A 15,444-nucleotide genomic window follows, 5' to 3' on the forward strand; every position below is an offset into this window, starting at 1 on the left:
CTCTCCGTCCCGCATTTCGTGTGTGATCACACTCGGACAAGAGTGGACTCAGTCGATGACACGCGAATGTGGAGTCTGTTACGGCTGCGTGACGTCTCGCGGCCCGCGGCGACGTGGCCACTCGCCTCAGAGTCGTTGACGCAGAGCTTGTCTCGAACACCTACGGCCGACACCCACACCGGACGGCCTATCCTGGAGCGATGAGCTCCGACAGTACGGCGACACGTCCGGCGACCCGGGAGTCGATCGCGGCTGCCATTCGCGACGATGTCCTCGACGACCGGTTGCGGCCCGGCGACCGACTCCCGGAGCCCATGCTGGCCGAGCGCTTCGGCGTCTCCCGCGTTCCCGTCCGTGAGGCATTGTCACAGCTGCAGAGCGAGGGCTTTGTCACGCTCGAGCGATACAAGGGAGCCACCGTCTCGGGCAGCTCGCGCGTCGACGCGCTCGAGTTGATGCAGGTACGTCGGGGACTCGAGGTCCTCGGCGCCAGACTCGCGGCCGAACGGGTCGGCGGCACCGTCGCCACCGAACTCCGCCTGGTCACCGAATCCGGCCGCGAGGCCGAGCGCGCCCATCAACACGCACAGGTGCCGCCGCTGGTGATGCGGTTCCACACCCTGGTCGCGCAGGCATCGGGCAACGGCGAGCTGGCCCGCACGCTGGACCACACGTTCCGCAGGATCGCGTGGGTCTTCGACCGCGACGTGCAGAGCCGGGCCGATGGCTGTTGGCGCGACCACTCCGCGATCGCCGGCGCCATTCTCGACGGCTCGCCCGTACAGGCGGGCTACCTCATGGACGAACACGTCCAGAAGGACGAGCAACTACTCCGCGAGCTTCTCTGACATTCGTTCGTATACGAACCTCGGCCGTTTTACCTGTTGGTTACACCAACTAACGATTAAGACACATGGAACGTATACGAATTACCCATGTCATCCACCTCCCCCACTGTCAGCACCGAGCCCGGCCGGCTCAGAGCATGGCAAACCGCCGTCTTCGGCGCCCAACACGTTCTCGTCATGTACACCGGCTGTGTCGCAGTGCCTTTGGTGTTCGGCGCGGCGATGGACCTGGACAAGCGCACGATCGGCATGCTCGTCAACGCCGACCTGCTGATCGCCGGGATCGTCACCATCATCCAGGCCGCAGGCGTCGGGAAGGTGCTCGGCGCCAAGATGCCGGTGGTGGCGGGCGCCTCGTTCACGGCCGTCACTCCGATGATCATGATCGGCCAGGAGTACGGCATCAACGCGGTGTACGGCTCCATGATCGGCGCCGGAGTATTCGGATTGCTTGTGGCCGTGCCATTCTCGAAGTTGTTGAAGTACTTCCCGCCGGCCGTTCGCGGTGCCGCTGTGACCATGATCGGACTCAGCCTCATCGGTAAAGCCGTGTCGATGACCTTCGACGACCAACCGGCCAGCGGCTCTCACCTGGCGCTCGCACTCGGCATCATCCTGGTGGCGGTCGCCCTGATGCGTTACGCCCGCGGCATTCTCCGGCAAGCTGCGGTACTGATCGCTCTGGTTCTCGGAACCGCTGTCGCAGCGCTGATGTCGTTGACCGACTTCTCCGGCGTCGGCGATGCCGCATGGTTCGGCATCCCGCAGCCCTTCCTCTTCGGTGCACCCACCTTCCCCGTGGCCGGCATCATCTCGATGAGCATCGTGATGCTGGTGATCTTCATCGAGTCGACCGCGTACATGATGGCCATCGGCGAGACCACCGGCACGGACGTGTCGCCGAATCGGATCGCGCGGGGACTCGCCGCCGACGGCGCCTCCGCCGTGCTGGCCGGATTGTGGACATCGTTCCCCGACACCATCTTTGCGCAGAACGTCAGCCTCGTGCGGATCACCAGGGTGGCGGCACGATCGGTGGTCGTGGTCGCCGGCGCCTTCCTCATCGTGCTGGCCGTGATACCGAAACTCGGCGAGACCATCGCCAGCCTCCCCGGGGTGGTGATCGGGTCAGTCAGCCTCCTCATGTTCGCCACCGTCGCCGGCACCGGCATCAGCACGCTCGCCCAGGTCGACTACCGCAACAACGACAATCTGCTGATCGTCTCCCTCGCACTCGGCGCCGGGATGATCCCGATCGTGTCGTCGGACATCTACTCGCAGTTCCCCTCTGAGGTGCAGATCATCTTCGGCAACGCCATCAGCAGCGCGGTGATCACCGCCTTCGTCCTCAATCTGTTCTTCCACCATCTCCCCCGTCGCCGACCCAGATCCGACAAGCACTCCCCGACGACGACATCCACGCCTGACAAGGAGGTCACGGTATGACCGGAGTCCGACTCCTCACCTTTCCCACCGCGGGACCCGACGACATCAGTGGACTACGACTGGCCGCCGAGCGCGGCGTCGACCCGCAGTCGATCCTGGCCGTCATCGGCAAGACCGAGGGCAACGGCTGCGTCAACGACTTCAGCCGAACCCTGTCTGCTGCCGCGTGGGAACCCCATCTGCGGTCCGATGCGGTGACCGTGTTCTCCGGCGGCACCGAGGGAGTGCTCTCCCCGCACGTGAATCTCCTGATCGCCGACGATGATTCCGACGACCGTTACGACCGGGGCCTGGTGGCCGCAGCAACGACCACCGCACCCATTCCGCTCGCCGATATCGGGCGAGACGGACAGATGGACGCCGTCCGCGACACCGTGGCGAAGATGATCGCGGATCTCGGTGTCTCGGCCTCCGATGTGCACCTTGTTCTGGTGAAATGCCCCCTTCTCACCTCCACCGACATCAACGAACTCCGTTCGCAGGGAATCGAACCGGTGTCGTCGGAAACCTACGAGTCGATGGGTCGGTCGCGCGCAGCGAGCTCGCTCGGGATCGCAGTGGCGCTCGACGAGATCGACCGGGATGCCGCGCGCGACGCGCTGGCCGGTCGCGGCGAGGCGTGGTCCAATCGCGCCTCCGCGAGCGCGGGAGCCGAGCTCGACTCCTGCCACATCCTTGTCGTAGCCGAGAGCTCGAACGCATCGAACCCATTGCGCGCGTTGCACACCGAGATGACGGACGGATTCGACCTCGGCGCGCTGACGGCGGCCGCCGATCTCATCGCCCAGCGTGGCGGAACGATCCGCCAATTGTTCGTCAAGGCCGAAGCCGATCCCAGCGGCAGTATTCGCGGTCTGCGCCACACCATGCTGACCGACTCGGACATCAACTCCACCCGGCACGCGCGCGCCGCCGTCGGTGCGCTGGCCGCCGCCGTCAAGGGCGACGGGGCGGTCTATGTGTCCGGCGGCGCCGAACATCAGGGTCAGCCCGGCGGCGGCAGCGTCACCTTCCTCTACGAACTCGGAGACCCGACATGACGACCACACCTGTTGATGCACATCCCTATTCGTGGCCGTACGACGGCGCGGTCGACATCGGCCGCACCGCTCTGGTTCTGATCGACTGGCAGGTCGACTTCTGCGGGCCGGGTGGCTACGTCGACTCAATGGGATACGACCTCTCGCTCACCCGCGCAGGTCTCGGCCCTACTGCCGAGGTTCTCGCGGCCTGCCGTGAGCAGGGCATGCTGGTCGTACACACCCGCGAGGGGCACCGGCCCGATCTCACTGACCTGCCCGAGAACAAGCGGTGGCGATCGGCGCGTGCCGGTGCCGAGATCGGCTCGGTCGGGCCGTGCGGCCGGATTCTGGTGCGCGGTGAGCCCGGGTGGGAGATCGTGCCGGAGGTGGCCCCGGTGCCCGGCGAACCGATCATCGACAAGCCCGGCAAAGGCGCCTTCTACGCCACCGACCTGGATCTGATCCTGCGCAGCGCCGGCATCACACACCTCATCCTCACCGGCATCACCACCGATGTCTGCGTACACACCACGATGCGGGAGGCCAACGACCGTGGCTACGAGTGTCTGGTCCTCTCGGACTGCACCGGCGCCACCGATCATGACCATCACCTCGCCGCGCTGAGCATGATCGCGATGCAGGGCGGTGTCTTCGGTGCCACCGCGACGTCGGCCCAGTTGCTGTCCGCGCTGGGTACACCTGTGCCCGCCGCGGCGTCGTGAGCGACGATCCACACGCCGTCCTGATCTGCGGAGTAGCCGTCGACCCACCCGTGTGGGATCGGACCGCAACAGCGTTGTCGCACCTGGGCTTTGCCGTGCATGTCCCGCTGCGACCACAGTCGGGTGATCTCGACACCGAACTCGATGCGCTGGCACCGTTGTGTGCGGGGGCGCTGGTGATCGGTGTGAGCGGGGGCGCGACGCTCGGACTCGAACTCGCTGCTCGTGGCGTCCCGATGTCGGCGGCGATCCTGCACGAACCGGCCGCCGGGTCGCTGGCCCCTGGACTGCTCGATGACGTGGTCGCCGGGTTCCATGCCGACGGCGTCACCGGTTTCGGCCGCGCGCTGTACGGACCGGAGTGGCATCCGGACATGACGACCGCCGATGCCGACACCGTGGGCCGCGAGCTGGCCATGTTCCGGGCGTTCGAGCCGCACCCGCCCGCGGTCGATCCGGCGTCGGTGTCGCTGACCGTCGGCGAGAGGTCACCCAGGGCGCGGCACGCATCGGTGCAGGCGCTGTCGGAGGCAACGGGCATCCGGTATCGCGTGCTGCCCGACACCGGGCATGCGGCGCACCTGCAGAACGCATTCGCGCCGCTGCTCGACGAGTGGGCGCTCGTCGAGTCCGGTGACGTCACCTACGCAAGGAGCCAATCCCGATGACCGATCGTGTGGACGCCTTCCTCGACGCCGTGACTGCGGTGGACCGACCGGAGGTGTGGATTCATCTGTCGGATCGCGATGCGGTCCGCGCCGAGTACGCCTGTGCCTCGGGACCTCTGGCGGGTCTGCTGCTCGCGGTCAAGAACAACGTCGACGTCGAGGGCTTTCCGACGACCGCTGCGTGCCCCGGATTCTCCACCACACCCGCATCCAGTGACGCGGTGGCCGTTGCCCGGTTGCGCGCAGCGGGGGCAACGGCGGTCGGCACGACGAATCTCGATCAGTTCGCCACCGGGTTGGTCGGGCAGCGCAGTCCGTACGGCGGCGTCCGCGATGCCCGACGACCCGAGTTCGTCTCGGGTGGTTCGAGTTCGGGGTCAGCGGTAGCAGTCGCGCTCGGGCTCGCCGATATCGCAATAGGCACCGACACCGCCGGTTCGGGTCGGGTGCCGGCGGCGTTTCAGGGGATCGTCGGCATCAAGCCGACGTTGGGTGTCGTATCCACGACCGGTGTGCTGCCCGCGTGCCGTTCATGGGACGCGGTCACCATCATGGCCCGCGACATCGACACCGCCAACGTCGCCATGTCGGCGATGGCCGGCGGTCAGGGCACCCGGCTAATTCCCTCGGACATCCCGCTCGCGGCGCCCACGAACGCCTGTGTCGCGATTCCGGATTCTCTCGTCGACATGGCCCCCGGAGGTGCCGCGGCATTCCAGCGGAGCGTCGACAGCCTGCGCCGAAGTGGGGTGGAGATACGGCCGATTCCGTTCGCGACCTTCCTCGAGTCCGCACAGCTGCTGTACGACGGGGCGCTGGTCGCCGAGCGCCACGCGTCGGTCGGCACTTTCGTCGACGACCATCCGGACGAGGTGGATCCAGTGGTGGGTCAGATCATCACCCGGGCGGGCAGCATCAGCGCGTCGCACATGGTGAACGATCTCGCCCGACTCGAGGAGCTGCGCGCGGAGAGCATGGCGCTGCTCGCCGACTGCGACGCGCTTCTCGTACCCACCGCGCCGGGTCAGCCGTCGGCGGCCGAGGTCGCAGACGATCCGGTCGGCCTCAACGCGTGGCTCGGTACGTACACCAACTTCACCAATCTGTTCGACCTGTGTGGGGTGGCGGTGCCCGCCGGCACCGTCGGCGACGGACAGTTCGGCGTCACCGTGCTGGCCCCGGCGTTCCACGATGCGGTGGCCCTGGACCTTGCCCGACGTGTGAATGAGACTCCGGTGCCGGTCGCGGCGCCGGGCTGCGCGTCGCCCTCGGCCGCGGGCGCACCATGGATCGAAGCAGCCGGTGCGCCGACCAAGGACCTGTTCGTCGTGGGTGCTCATCTGCCCGGTCAGCCGTTGGAGCACGAGCTGAGGAGTCGCGGGGCCCGATTCGTCGGACCTGCGCGGACCGCACCGGGATATCGCCTCTTCGCGCTGGATACGACACCGCCGAAACCTGGTCTGGTCGCCACACCGGGTACCGACAGCGTGATCGACGGTGGGGTGTGGCGCCTATCGCCCACTGCGCTCGCATCCTTCCTGGGCGAGCTGCTCGAGCCGATGAGCTTGGGATCGGTGGAACTGTCCGACGGACGACGTGTGGTCGGCTTCTCGTGCAGTCCGTCGGCGCTCGACGGCGCGGAGGAGATCACCGAGTTCGGCGGATGGGTGCGGTACCTCGAGCAGGCTCGCGCGGTGACTGCCCGATGAAGTCATCCGCGGTTCGCCTCCCAGCGCATAGCATCAGTCCGAAGGCGTAGCTCGATCACCGATCCGAGGAGAAATGCCATGTTCCGACGTCTGAGCCGCATGCTGGCGACGCTCACTGTTGCTCTCTGCGCCATCGGCATCACGCTCACGTGTGCGGTGCCGACCGCGCAGGCGGCGCCGCGGCCGACGATCGTGCTGGTGCATGGCGCGTTCGCCGACAAGACGAGCTGGGACGGTGTCGCCTCGATACTGCGGCGAGAGGGTTATCGCGTTGTGGCCGTGGACAATCCGTTGCGCGGCCCGGCACATGATGCCGCGGTGGTCGACCGCACCGTCCGCTCACTGCCCGGTCCGGTCGTCCTCGTCGGGCACTCCTACGGTGGCGCCGTCATCACCAACATCCACGACCCGAAGGTCACGCGCCTCGTGTACGTCGCCGCGTTCGCGCCCGGTGCCGGCGAGCCGATCGCGTCGGCGATCAACCCGCTGCAATACCCGGGTAGCCAGCTGCTGCCGCCCGCCTTGCAACTCAAGGTCGTGCGTGACGCCACGGGTGTCGGCGGATACAACCTCGACGCATACATCGAGGCGTCGGCGTTCCCGAAGATCTTCGCCCAAGATGTCAGCCCCACCACGATCAAGACGATGCTCGCTCATCAGAAGTCGTTCGCGGCCTCGGCCAACCTCGAACTCAGCGGGCGGCCGTCGTGGGCGACGACGACTCCGAGCTGGTACGTGGTGTCGGGGAACGACCGGGTGATTCCGCCCGCCGCCCAGCGCGACGCGGCCAAGCGGATACGTGCCCGTACGACGGAGATCGCGTCGTCGCACGCGTCGCTGGTCTCGCATCCGGCGGCCGTGGCGGGAGTGATCCGGCAGGCGGCTGGGTGATGCCGCGCTCACTGATTGCAGCGCCCTGAGCAGCCGATACTCGTGAACTGCTGACCCTGTCGCGGCTGACGTGCCACCATCCGAGATGGTGCACCGCGGCATCGAGGGGGTTCTCATGGTCGGTCGCGTTGGTCGCCGGGTGGCTCCCGGCCGTGGCTTTCTGGCGGCACTCGTCGTGTCGCTGCTCGTTGCTGTCGGCATGGTCGTCGGCCTGTCCCCGGGTGAGAGCCACGCCGCCCCGGTAGATCCTCGGCAACAGCGGCACTGTGCCGAACCGTCGGGCTCCGGCGACCCGCAGACGGCTGCTCCGTCGGCGGTCGGGCTGAACAAGTAGCGCCTCGACGACGCCATCGCGTTCGCCGCGTCGCGCATGCGCACCCACATCCAGGTGTTCCGCAACAACTGCCTCGTCGGGACCGGGCCGCTCAACTCGCTGACCGAGAACACTCCGTGGAATCTGTTCAGCTCCACCAAGAGCGTCGTCTCCATGCTCGCGGGAATCGCGTACACACAGGGCAAGCTCGACCTAGGCACCTCGATCGCGCGCTACCTCCCCGCCGGTGAGGTCGACAAAGCCCATGCCGCGATCACGGTGCGCGATCTGCTCACGCAGACATCGGGACTGCGGCAGTCCATCATCAGCGAGGCGCTGACCGCCGGCCTCGACGTCGACCCCAACATCGGCAAGGAAGCGCTTGCGCTGCCTGTCGAACATCGCCCGGGTACGTTCTTCGAGTACACCCAGCACGGCCCCGACCTGCTGGCCTACGTGGTGCAGCACGCGGTCGGTGAGGATCTGCAGGCATTCGCGCAGCGGAACCTGTTCGGCCCGTTGGGCATCAAGAAGAGCGACTACTTCTGGACCCGCGACCGCAGCGGCAACACCTATGGCTACGCCTTCCTGTTCATGCCACCCGCCGACTACTCCCGGCTGGGACTACTCATGCTGAACGACGGCGTGTGGCACGGCAAGCGCATCATCGACTCTGGGTACATCCGACAGCTGCGCAGTCCGTCGCAGGCCAATCGATGCTACGGATACCTGTTCTGGGTCAACAGCTCTCCGTGTGTGGGTCCCTCGTTCCCATCGCGGCAGACCTCGAACCTCGCGCCTCTGGAAGGCCTGCCGTCCGATGCCTACGCGATGGTGGGCTTTCTCCAGCAGAACAATTTCATCGTGCCGAGCCTCGGCCTGCTGGTGAGCTGGAACGGTTTCCTCGGCGACGTATCCCCCGACCCGGGCACCATCTTGAGCGCCAGCCTCAACAGCGAGCTGTACCGCAACTTCTTCCGACGACTCGCCGCGGCGTTCCAAGCGCCGCGTCTCCCCGATCCCGGGCCGTACCGGCCGACGATGAACCTCAACTTCGATCCCGTCCAGTTCGCCGACCCGAACGTGGCGCTGGGTGCGCTCGGCGTCGGACCGTTTGCGCCGAAGGACTGCACGGTGATTGCGTGTGGCTCGCGGCCGCTGCGGGCACCGCTGCAGGGCAATCCGGGTTGCTTTGCGGTGACGTGTGTTCCGGGGCTGCCGGGTTCGCCAGGCAGGAGGAGCGGGTGAGGCCATTGGCACTCGCCGACGTCGCCCGCGAAACCTACTCTGCACCAACTGAATTGGCGCACTTCACGCCCGACAGCCTCAGACGGATCCTATAGTCGGACCATGAGCGCATCCAAGATCCGCACCGTGGTGTCCGACATGACCTTCACCGAATGTCCGCGGTGGCACGACGGTCGTCTCTGGTTCGTCGACTTCTACACCCACACCGTGAACTCGGTGAACGAGGACGGTTCCGACCTGCGGACCGAACTCGAGGTGCCGGCGCAGCCGTCGGGTCTCGGTTGGCTGCCCGACGGCCGCCTGCTGGTGGTGTCGATGAAGGATCGGACGATTCTGCGGGTCGAGGCGGATGGATCGGTCGAGGTGCACGCGGATGTGAGTGAGCACGTCACCGGACATCCCAACGACATGGTGGTCGACGATCAGGGGCGCGCCTGGTTGGGCAACTTCGGCTTCGATCTGATGGCCGGCGCCGATCTCGATGTCGCAGATCTGCTGCGGATCGACCCCGACGGTACCGTCACGCCGGTCGCCTCTGGTTTGCACTTCCCGAATGGCAGTGTGGTCACGCCCGATGGTTCGACGCTGCTGGTCGACGAGACGTTCGGCAATCGGGTCAGTGCATTCACGATCAATCCGGACGGCACCCTGGGCGAGCGTCGGGACTGGGCCCGCTTCGGCGACCCTCCGACGACCCGAGTGCTGGCGGAGGCCCTGCCTCAGGCGGTCGTCGCACCCGATGGATGCGGACTCGATGCCGACGGTTGCCTCTGGGTCGCCGACGCCGTGGGTGGCCGCGTGATCCGGGTTCGCGAGGGCGGTGAGATCGTCGACCAGATTTCTCTGGACACCGGGGTCTTTGCCTGCATGCTCGGCGGCCACGCCGGCACCACGCTGTTCATGTGCTGCGCACCGGATTTCGATGAACATGCGCGTTCTGCGGCGCGGGAGGCGACGATCCGAGCTGTCGACGTTGGGGTTGGTCACGCGGGCACTCCGTGACCGGAGCTCGCAGCTGCGAGAGCCAAGGTGCGTGAACAGAGATGCCTGTCGCCCCACTACGTGCACGACTTTCAACTGAATGAACGACACCCTAACGGTGTTTCGGCGTCGTACCAGCGTGGGACACTCGCGAAGTTCGAATCGTTCCTCCCTCAGGAGTAAGAATCGTGAGTGTCATCAAACGTTGGATCGCCAGCATTGCCATTGCCGCCGCCGCGACCGTGAGCGGGACCGGGATCGCGCAGGCCGTCTCCCCGCTCGAGCTCAATGGTTCAGTCACCGACGCGAGCAGTGACACCGAAGTCGCCGAGTACGCATACCGCGATCTCACGATGAACAGGCTCTCTCACGACCAGGCCATCGAGTACGCCGCCGGCTACAAGACCGCAGTCCAGGCGACACGAACACTGAACATTCGCCTCGGTCGGTACTGCGCAGCGGCGCGACTGATCAGCAACGCATTGTCCGATCAGAGGTACAACAGCGCGACGATCCAGAACTTCTACTATCAGTCGGGTTGCATGGGGTCACCCCGCGTCACACATCAAGGACCGAAGTCATGAGATCTGCAGTACTCGCATTCGCCGCCGTCGCCATGCTGGGCGCGCTCGGCGCCGGCCCCGCCTACGCGGCGCCATCGTCAGTCCAGCGCGACGGCGGCCCCTGTTACGCGCATGAGATCGGGACGGACTCCGCCGACGGAACGATGTACTGCTCGGGCCTGAACGGGATATGGGAACCCAAAGCAATCCACCGTGCGCCCAAGGTGAAGCTCGGCGCACCATGTCCGCAGCTCGGGGCGCGAGCCATCGTGTTCCAGACAGACGGCCGGGCTACGTGCCGTCAGACGTCGGACGGACTCCGCTGGCAGTGGTAGTCACAGCCGTACGCAGACCACTCCGGGACGTCGGCCGATTCGCTCGAGCAGCTCACGTTCGAAGTGCGGCGCCAGAGGCCAGCTGTTGACGAACGAGAGTGACGCGTAGTTCGCGTAGCCCGCGAACTTATGTGGCCAGTTGCCGAGGAGATCGGCTTGACCGCAACTCGCGCAATTGACCTCAGGTTCGACCCGCGACATGTACCACCGCCGCAACGCGTCACCCGCCACATCGATGGCCATCCAGGAACCGCAGACCGGACAGGGCGGTCCTTCAAACCCATCGATGTTGTGTGAGACCTGCCAGCCGTGTTCCACTCGAACGCCGCCGAACAGCATCTGTTCGCCGCTCGCTCCGATGCTATCGGGGATCGACGCCGCGTCGAAAGCATCAACGCTACGAGGCCCTTCCCGGTAGGTGCCGTGAAACTCATCAGGGCGCTCGGAGTGCGCAATGATCTCGCGGTCGAGAAGCCACTGCACCTGAGCATAGATGAGTTGGGCGGCCTCTCGCTCATCCGCATCGAGAGAGAAGAACTCAATCCAATTGTCGGACACAGCAAGAGCGTAGTACGCAGTAGCACTTCGTCAGTACGCTGCAGTATGGTCGATGCAAAACCTGCGGGGGGGTGCTGATGTCTGATGATTTTTGCGACGCTCGTACAAGAAACGTGGGGCGCGAGGCACGGCTGTTGGTCCAGCGCTTTGACCACAACTCAGGTCTTCTTGAAGCAGGTGGCCGATGAGGCTATCGGCGTTGGAGACCCTTCGCGTATTGATTGTCGTAGCAGTCGGATCAAGGATCCGAAGCGGGCGGAAGCGAAGATTCGTCGGAAGTTGCGTGACGAGAGAATCACCGAGCTCCCATGTGATGGGGATTCAATCGAAGCCACCATCGCCGAAATCGTAGGTGTCAAGGTCCTCTGCAAGAGTACGAGAGACCTCGAGATCTTCAAAGAAGAACTGACTCAGTCAGTCTCAACCTCGGGTTATCGATTTGCCGAGCCTCCCGACGACTACGTCGCGGCGCCGAAGCCGAGCGGCTATCGCGCGTATCACGCGGTACTGGAAATCCCGAGCACGCTGGCCACCAAGACGCATCTCGTACGAGTCGAAGTACAAGTGAAGACCCGCCTCCAAGATTCTTGGAGCGAACTGACCCACGAGGACATGTACAAACCCGGCGAGGGCTTCAAACCCACGGGGTTCCATCGCAAGGTCGCGAGGACCATGGCCGACCTTTTGAGTACGGTCGATCAGCTGGCGGACGACCTTGCCGCGGAGCTCGAGACCCAGCAAGACCGAAATACAGAACCAACACCTGAAGAAGCTGCGTCAGCTGACACGACAGTCGTCACAGTGACCAGGTCCACTCCGCGATACGCACTCGCCATGGATCAGGACGGGCAGCGAGGCTTGATCCCCGCTCGATCCGTGAAGAGTCAGTTGGTCGACTCCGGTGTGATCGACCAGGACGATTTCATCGATGTCAGCGACCACATTGCTGAAGGAAACCGCCTCCACGTCGAACGCGTCGACAACGAGGACGGGGTCTTCTACTACCCGGTGAGCTTGCCGCCGGACGCAAGATCCGCCGGACCCAGCCTCCAGGGCAAGACTTCGGCGGGTGGCCACCACGGACCTGCCGATGGAATAGGTAGATCGAGCCATCGGAGAGCCTTGGTATTCTCCACATTGGCTCAGGTAGTGCACCAATTCTGTCGCTGTGGCCACCCGGGGGAAGAATGACGAAGTTCAGTATGAGTATCAGTGCCGTCGAGGGCGCCGCGAGCAAGGTCGACGGCCTCGCAGCCGAGATCCGCAACCTCACGTTGACCACCAAGATGTCGACGCTGGGCACGGCAATACCGGAACCCCCAACTGCTCGTCGCCAATGAAATCGGTCGCCGACGGCGCGGACGCCACCATCACCAAGTCTGTGTCGAATTGCGGCGGACAGGTTGAGGCGTTCGCCGCGCTGGTCAGGGTCGCGTCCGGGACCACTGAGCGGACCGACGGCTTCAACGCCTCGCGCTTCACCGGTGCCGGCGAGCTCCCTACGGTCGCGCCGTCCGACCCTGGCAACGTCAATCGTCCTGCTCCGCCGCGCTGACAGGTCGGACCGATGAGTACTCCTGCACGGATCGATGTCGACATGTGGCAGCCCCACGCCATGCTGCCTGCTGCCGCAGCGGCGCGTCAGATGGCCACGTCACTGGAGACAAAGGCCGGACTTGTCCGCAATGCCGTCGTTGCCGACCTGGACCGTACCTCCGACTGGGTCGGCCAGAGCCGAAACAGCGCAGACGACCGCGCCGAGGCCGAGAAGAAGTGGATGACGAATCTCGCGGACAACCTCGAGGATGTCGCGACCTCGATCGAGAAGGGTTGCGAGAACATCTCGAACCACAAGACCTTCTTGATCTCGATACAGAACGCAGCTTTCGACGCCGGCTACGACCTTGTCTCCCCCAGTGATCCACAGTGGAACCTGAAGCGTAAAGAGGGGCAAGAGGAGAAAGAGGGTGACGCCGCCGCGATGGAGTCGTGGCGGACACGACTCGTCGCTCAAGCCAACGCAGCCTTCGATGCTGTTCGGTCTGCTGCCGATTCACTAGGCTCAGAACTCGGCAACCTCACGACAATCACTCCGTCATCGCTGGCACTGAACGGAACAATGGGTGCTCGAGATGCGGGCCTCGCAAGCGATGGATTCTCGCCAGACGAACTACGCACCATCGGAGAGCATTTGAAGGAGGCGCAGTTGACACCAGAACAGCTGCGCGCCCTAATGAACGGAGAGAACGTGGCGGTGCCGCCAGGCGTCGTCTCGTATCTGCGCAATCTGTATGGCGGACTCAACCCGCAACAGGCACTTGAACTCCGGTACGGCCTCGACAAGAGCGACTCCACCGCGGGCACAGCGTTCGCCAACGGGATCAACACTCTCGGGAACGAGAGGGTCGGTGGCGGTGGAACGGCAGGCGGATTCAACGAGCTGCCCAGCTGGATGAGGGATATCGCGACCGAACGGGTCCCGACCAATCCTAAAGACGTCACCAGTCTGGATCCCTTCGCGCGGTCGTTTGTGCTGGGTCAACTGGTCAACGGCGCCACGACACCGCCCGGTACCCGCTTGGGCAGCGAGTTGATCCAGAAAACAGCGAATCTGACTGAAGCAGAGAGAAATAACCCATCGGGTGGATCGCCCTACATGTCGAATCTCGCGCTGTTGGGTCCGTGGGGTGTGGAGAATGGACTCAACGATCTCGTCGACACTGGGCATCCTGACAGTTCAGTTTTCAGCGGTCGCTATGAAGACACTCTTGAGAACCTCCTCGGTGCGGGGTCGTTGAGTCATGAGGCTTCAACGGCCATACTCAGCGGCCACGGTGGCGCCGAAGCTGGGCTGGGGCCCGACTACAACCGTGACGAAACCCTGAAATCACTCTTCGCACACGACTGGCGAGACAACGGCAAATCCGTCGGAACGTTGACCGACTGGATCGACGACTATGCCGCCGACCAAGGCAATTCGTACCGCGCAGGACTGTCAGCAGAAGCATTCCGCGGGATGTACGACTTCACCGACAAACCCGGCGAACTTCACATCCCTGATGGACACGAATGGCGGACATTCTGGATCGCTTGGCGACATCAATCCGGAGTTGGCACGAGCGATCGAGCAGGCCACCCGCCCGTACTTCAACGTCCTCTCAGGAGGAAATCCTCTGAACTACGGGTTCGATCAAGCTGCCGCAGAGCATCTTCGGAACTTTGGCGGTCCCGAGAATGACATCGGAAACGACCAGGAGTTCCAAGATGGCGTTCGTAGGCTGTTCGGGGTGATCTCGTCTGACGACGGTGCACGCGCCCAATTGATCAGGGACATCGGTCTGCAGCAGTCGTACAACGCAGCCCACGTACCCGATGCGCTGGCCGGCGGCCAAGGCTTCAGTGCTGACCTCGCAGCCAGAAATGGCTGGCTACAATCGCTCGCGCGTGACGGAGTGATGGCCGACATGCTCGACGACTGGCACGACGACCATCCGGGTAACGACGTCGATGCAGACACCTTCGGGTCGGTGAAATCGAACGCGAAGGATGTAGTGACCAGCCTGATCAGTGCAGTGCCGATTGTCGGGGACCCCGCTGCCCTCGGCACCGGTATGGCCATCGACTGGATCAACCCACCGGAAAGCGTCGAAGCCGACTCGGGCAGCCAGCCAACTCGAGCACCGATGAATGACACCCTGCTCGAACAACATTGGGCGGCCTGGGCGGCGACCAATCCGCAACCGTCCGGCGATCCCAACGATTCCTTACTCTTCGAACCGGACGGAACGATCAAACCATTGGCGAAGGTCCTTGAGGAAAGCAACTTCGACAACACCGAATCGGTATCGAGTAGTCCGGTGGCCCTGAGTGAGATCATGAAGAACAAGCTTGCCGACAAAGGAATTGATGTTACCAACTTCGACATTGTCTACAACAAGTTCGCTGGTGACGACAGTAACTCGATCGACTACGACTACTACAAACTCAATCTGCAAGGCGAGAAATGAAAAGAATCATTGCACTCGTCACGCTCCTGATAGCGATTTCCGCTTGCGCGAGCACACCGGACACTCCGAGCTCCCGTTCATCACGTTCAGTTGATCCAGCCCGGACCTACGAGTACCCGGCAAAGATGGGCCC

At 64.4% G+C, this 15,444-nt stretch carries 18 protein-coding genes; 17 read left to right on the forward strand and 1 reads right to left on the reverse strand.

The window, feature by feature from the left end; translation table 11 throughout:
* Positions 1 to 200: 200 nt before the first annotated feature.
* The 12 genes from EEB19_RS09890 (at position 201) to EEB19_RS09940 (ending at position 10,746) form a co-directional block, all read left to right on the forward strand.
* A complete protein-coding gene (locus EEB19_RS09890) occupies positions 201 to 848 on the forward strand; it encodes a GntR family transcriptional regulator (protein ID WP_187585663.1) in 648 nt (215 codons plus the stop codon).
* An 87-nt stretch (positions 849 to 935) separates the two neighbouring features.
* Complete coding sequence (locus EEB19_RS09895; RefSeq protein WP_187585665.1) at positions 936 to 2,294, forward strand: nucleobase:cation symporter-2 family protein; 1,359 nt, start codon at positions 936 to 938, stop codon at positions 2,292 to 2,294.
* A complete protein-coding gene (locus tag EEB19_RS09900; protein WP_187585667.1) occupies positions 2,291 to 3,334 on the forward strand; it encodes a ring-opening amidohydrolase in 1,044 nt (347 codons plus the stop codon). Before EEB19_RS09895 ends, EEB19_RS09900 begins: the two co-directional genes overlap by 4 nt.
* The gene (locus EEB19_RS09905) at positions 3,331 to 4,038 is read left to right on the forward strand and encodes a cysteine hydrolase family protein (RefSeq protein WP_187585669.1); all 708 of its coding nucleotides are present in this window, start codon (positions 3,331 to 3,333) and stop codon (positions 4,036 to 4,038) included. Before EEB19_RS09900 ends, EEB19_RS09905 begins: the two co-directional genes overlap by 4 nt.
* Complete coding sequence (locus tag EEB19_RS09910) at positions 4,035 to 4,706, forward strand: alpha/beta fold hydrolase (protein ID WP_187585671.1); 672 nt, start codon at positions 4,035 to 4,037, stop codon at positions 4,704 to 4,706. The genes EEB19_RS09905 and EEB19_RS09910 overlap by 4 nt, the downstream gene beginning before the upstream one ends.
* Positions 4,703 to 6,415: an allophanate hydrolase gene (atzF, locus tag EEB19_RS09915; RefSeq protein WP_187585673.1), complete on the forward strand. Its 1,713-nt coding sequence runs from the start codon at positions 4,703 to 4,705 to the stop codon at positions 6,413 to 6,415. Before EEB19_RS09910 ends, atzF begins: the two co-directional genes overlap by 4 nt.
* Positions 6,416 to 6,493: 78 nt before the next feature.
* Entirely contained in the window at positions 6,494 to 7,306 is an 813-nt protein-coding gene (locus EEB19_RS09920) for an alpha/beta fold hydrolase (RefSeq protein WP_262365550.1), read from the forward strand.
* A 70-nt stretch (positions 7,307 to 7,376) separates the two neighbouring features.
* Complete coding sequence (locus EEB19_RS26865; protein WP_262365551.1) at positions 7,377 to 7,640, forward strand: hypothetical protein; 264 nt, start codon at positions 7,377 to 7,379, stop codon at positions 7,638 to 7,640.
* 36 nt (positions 7,641 to 7,676) lie between these two features.
* On the forward strand, positions 7,677 to 8,867 hold the full coding sequence (locus EEB19_RS09925) for a serine hydrolase (RefSeq protein WP_262365552.1): 1,191 nt from the start codon (positions 7,677 to 7,679) through the stop codon (positions 8,865 to 8,867).
* A gap of 102 nt (positions 8,868 to 8,969) precedes the next feature.
* Positions 8,970 to 9,869: an SMP-30/gluconolactonase/LRE family protein gene (locus EEB19_RS09930; RefSeq protein WP_187585675.1), complete on the forward strand. Its 900-nt coding sequence runs from the start codon at positions 8,970 to 8,972 to the stop codon at positions 9,867 to 9,869.
* Positions 9,870 to 10,036: 167 nt separating this feature from the next.
* On the forward strand, positions 10,037 to 10,432 hold the full coding sequence (locus EEB19_RS26870) for a hypothetical protein (RefSeq protein WP_262365553.1): 396 nt from the start codon (positions 10,037 to 10,039) through the stop codon (positions 10,430 to 10,432).
* Positions 10,429 to 10,746, forward strand: a complete 318-nt coding sequence (locus EEB19_RS09940) for a hypothetical protein (RefSeq protein WP_187585677.1) — start codon at positions 10,429 to 10,431, stop codon at positions 10,744 to 10,746. The genes EEB19_RS26870 and EEB19_RS09940 overlap by 4 nt, the downstream gene beginning before the upstream one ends.
* On the opposite strand, the gene EEB19_RS09945 is transcribed toward EEB19_RS09940, so the two are convergent.
* The gene (locus EEB19_RS09945; RefSeq protein ID WP_187585679.1) at positions 10,747 to 11,304 is read right to left on the reverse strand and encodes a hypothetical protein; all 558 of its coding nucleotides are present in this window, start codon (positions 11,302 to 11,304) and stop codon (positions 10,747 to 10,749) included.
* Positions 11,305 to 11,451: 147 nt separating this feature from the next.
* Between EEB19_RS09945 and EEB19_RS09950 the strand changes: the two genes are divergently transcribed.
* Genes EEB19_RS09950 through EEB19_RS09970 form a run of 5 tightly spaced genes read left to right on the forward strand, consistent with a single transcriptional unit; the run spans position 11,452 to position 15,311 of the window.
* Positions 11,452 to 12,495, forward strand: a complete 1,044-nt coding sequence (locus EEB19_RS09950; RefSeq protein ID WP_187585681.1) for a GTP pyrophosphokinase family protein — start codon at positions 11,452 to 11,454, stop codon at positions 12,493 to 12,495.
* Positions 12,496 to 12,506: 11 nt separating this feature from the next.
* Complete coding sequence (locus EEB19_RS09955) at positions 12,507 to 12,644, forward strand: hypothetical protein (protein WP_187585683.1); 138 nt, start codon at positions 12,507 to 12,509, stop codon at positions 12,642 to 12,644.
* Positions 12,641 to 12,859 (forward strand): hypothetical protein, encoded by a 219-nt coding sequence (locus EEB19_RS09960; protein ID WP_187585685.1) that lies wholly within the window; start codon positions 12,641 to 12,643, stop codon positions 12,857 to 12,859. The genes EEB19_RS09955 and EEB19_RS09960 overlap by 4 nt, the downstream gene beginning before the upstream one ends.
* Positions 12,860 to 12,871: 12 nt before the next feature.
* Complete coding sequence (locus tag EEB19_RS09965; RefSeq protein ID WP_187585687.1) at positions 12,872 to 14,542, forward strand: hypothetical protein; 1,671 nt, start codon at positions 12,872 to 12,874, stop codon at positions 14,540 to 14,542.
* A gap of 49 nt (positions 14,543 to 14,591) precedes the next feature.
* Entirely contained in the window at positions 14,592 to 15,311 is a 720-nt protein-coding gene (locus EEB19_RS09970; protein ID WP_187585688.1) for a hypothetical protein, read from the forward strand.
* The last annotated feature ends 133 nt before the right edge of the window (positions 15,312 to 15,444 follow it).

This window comes from Gordonia sp. OPL2 (assembly GCF_003797825.1).
Lineage (GTDB): Bacteria > Actinomycetota > Actinomycetes > Mycobacteriales > Mycobacteriaceae > Gordonia.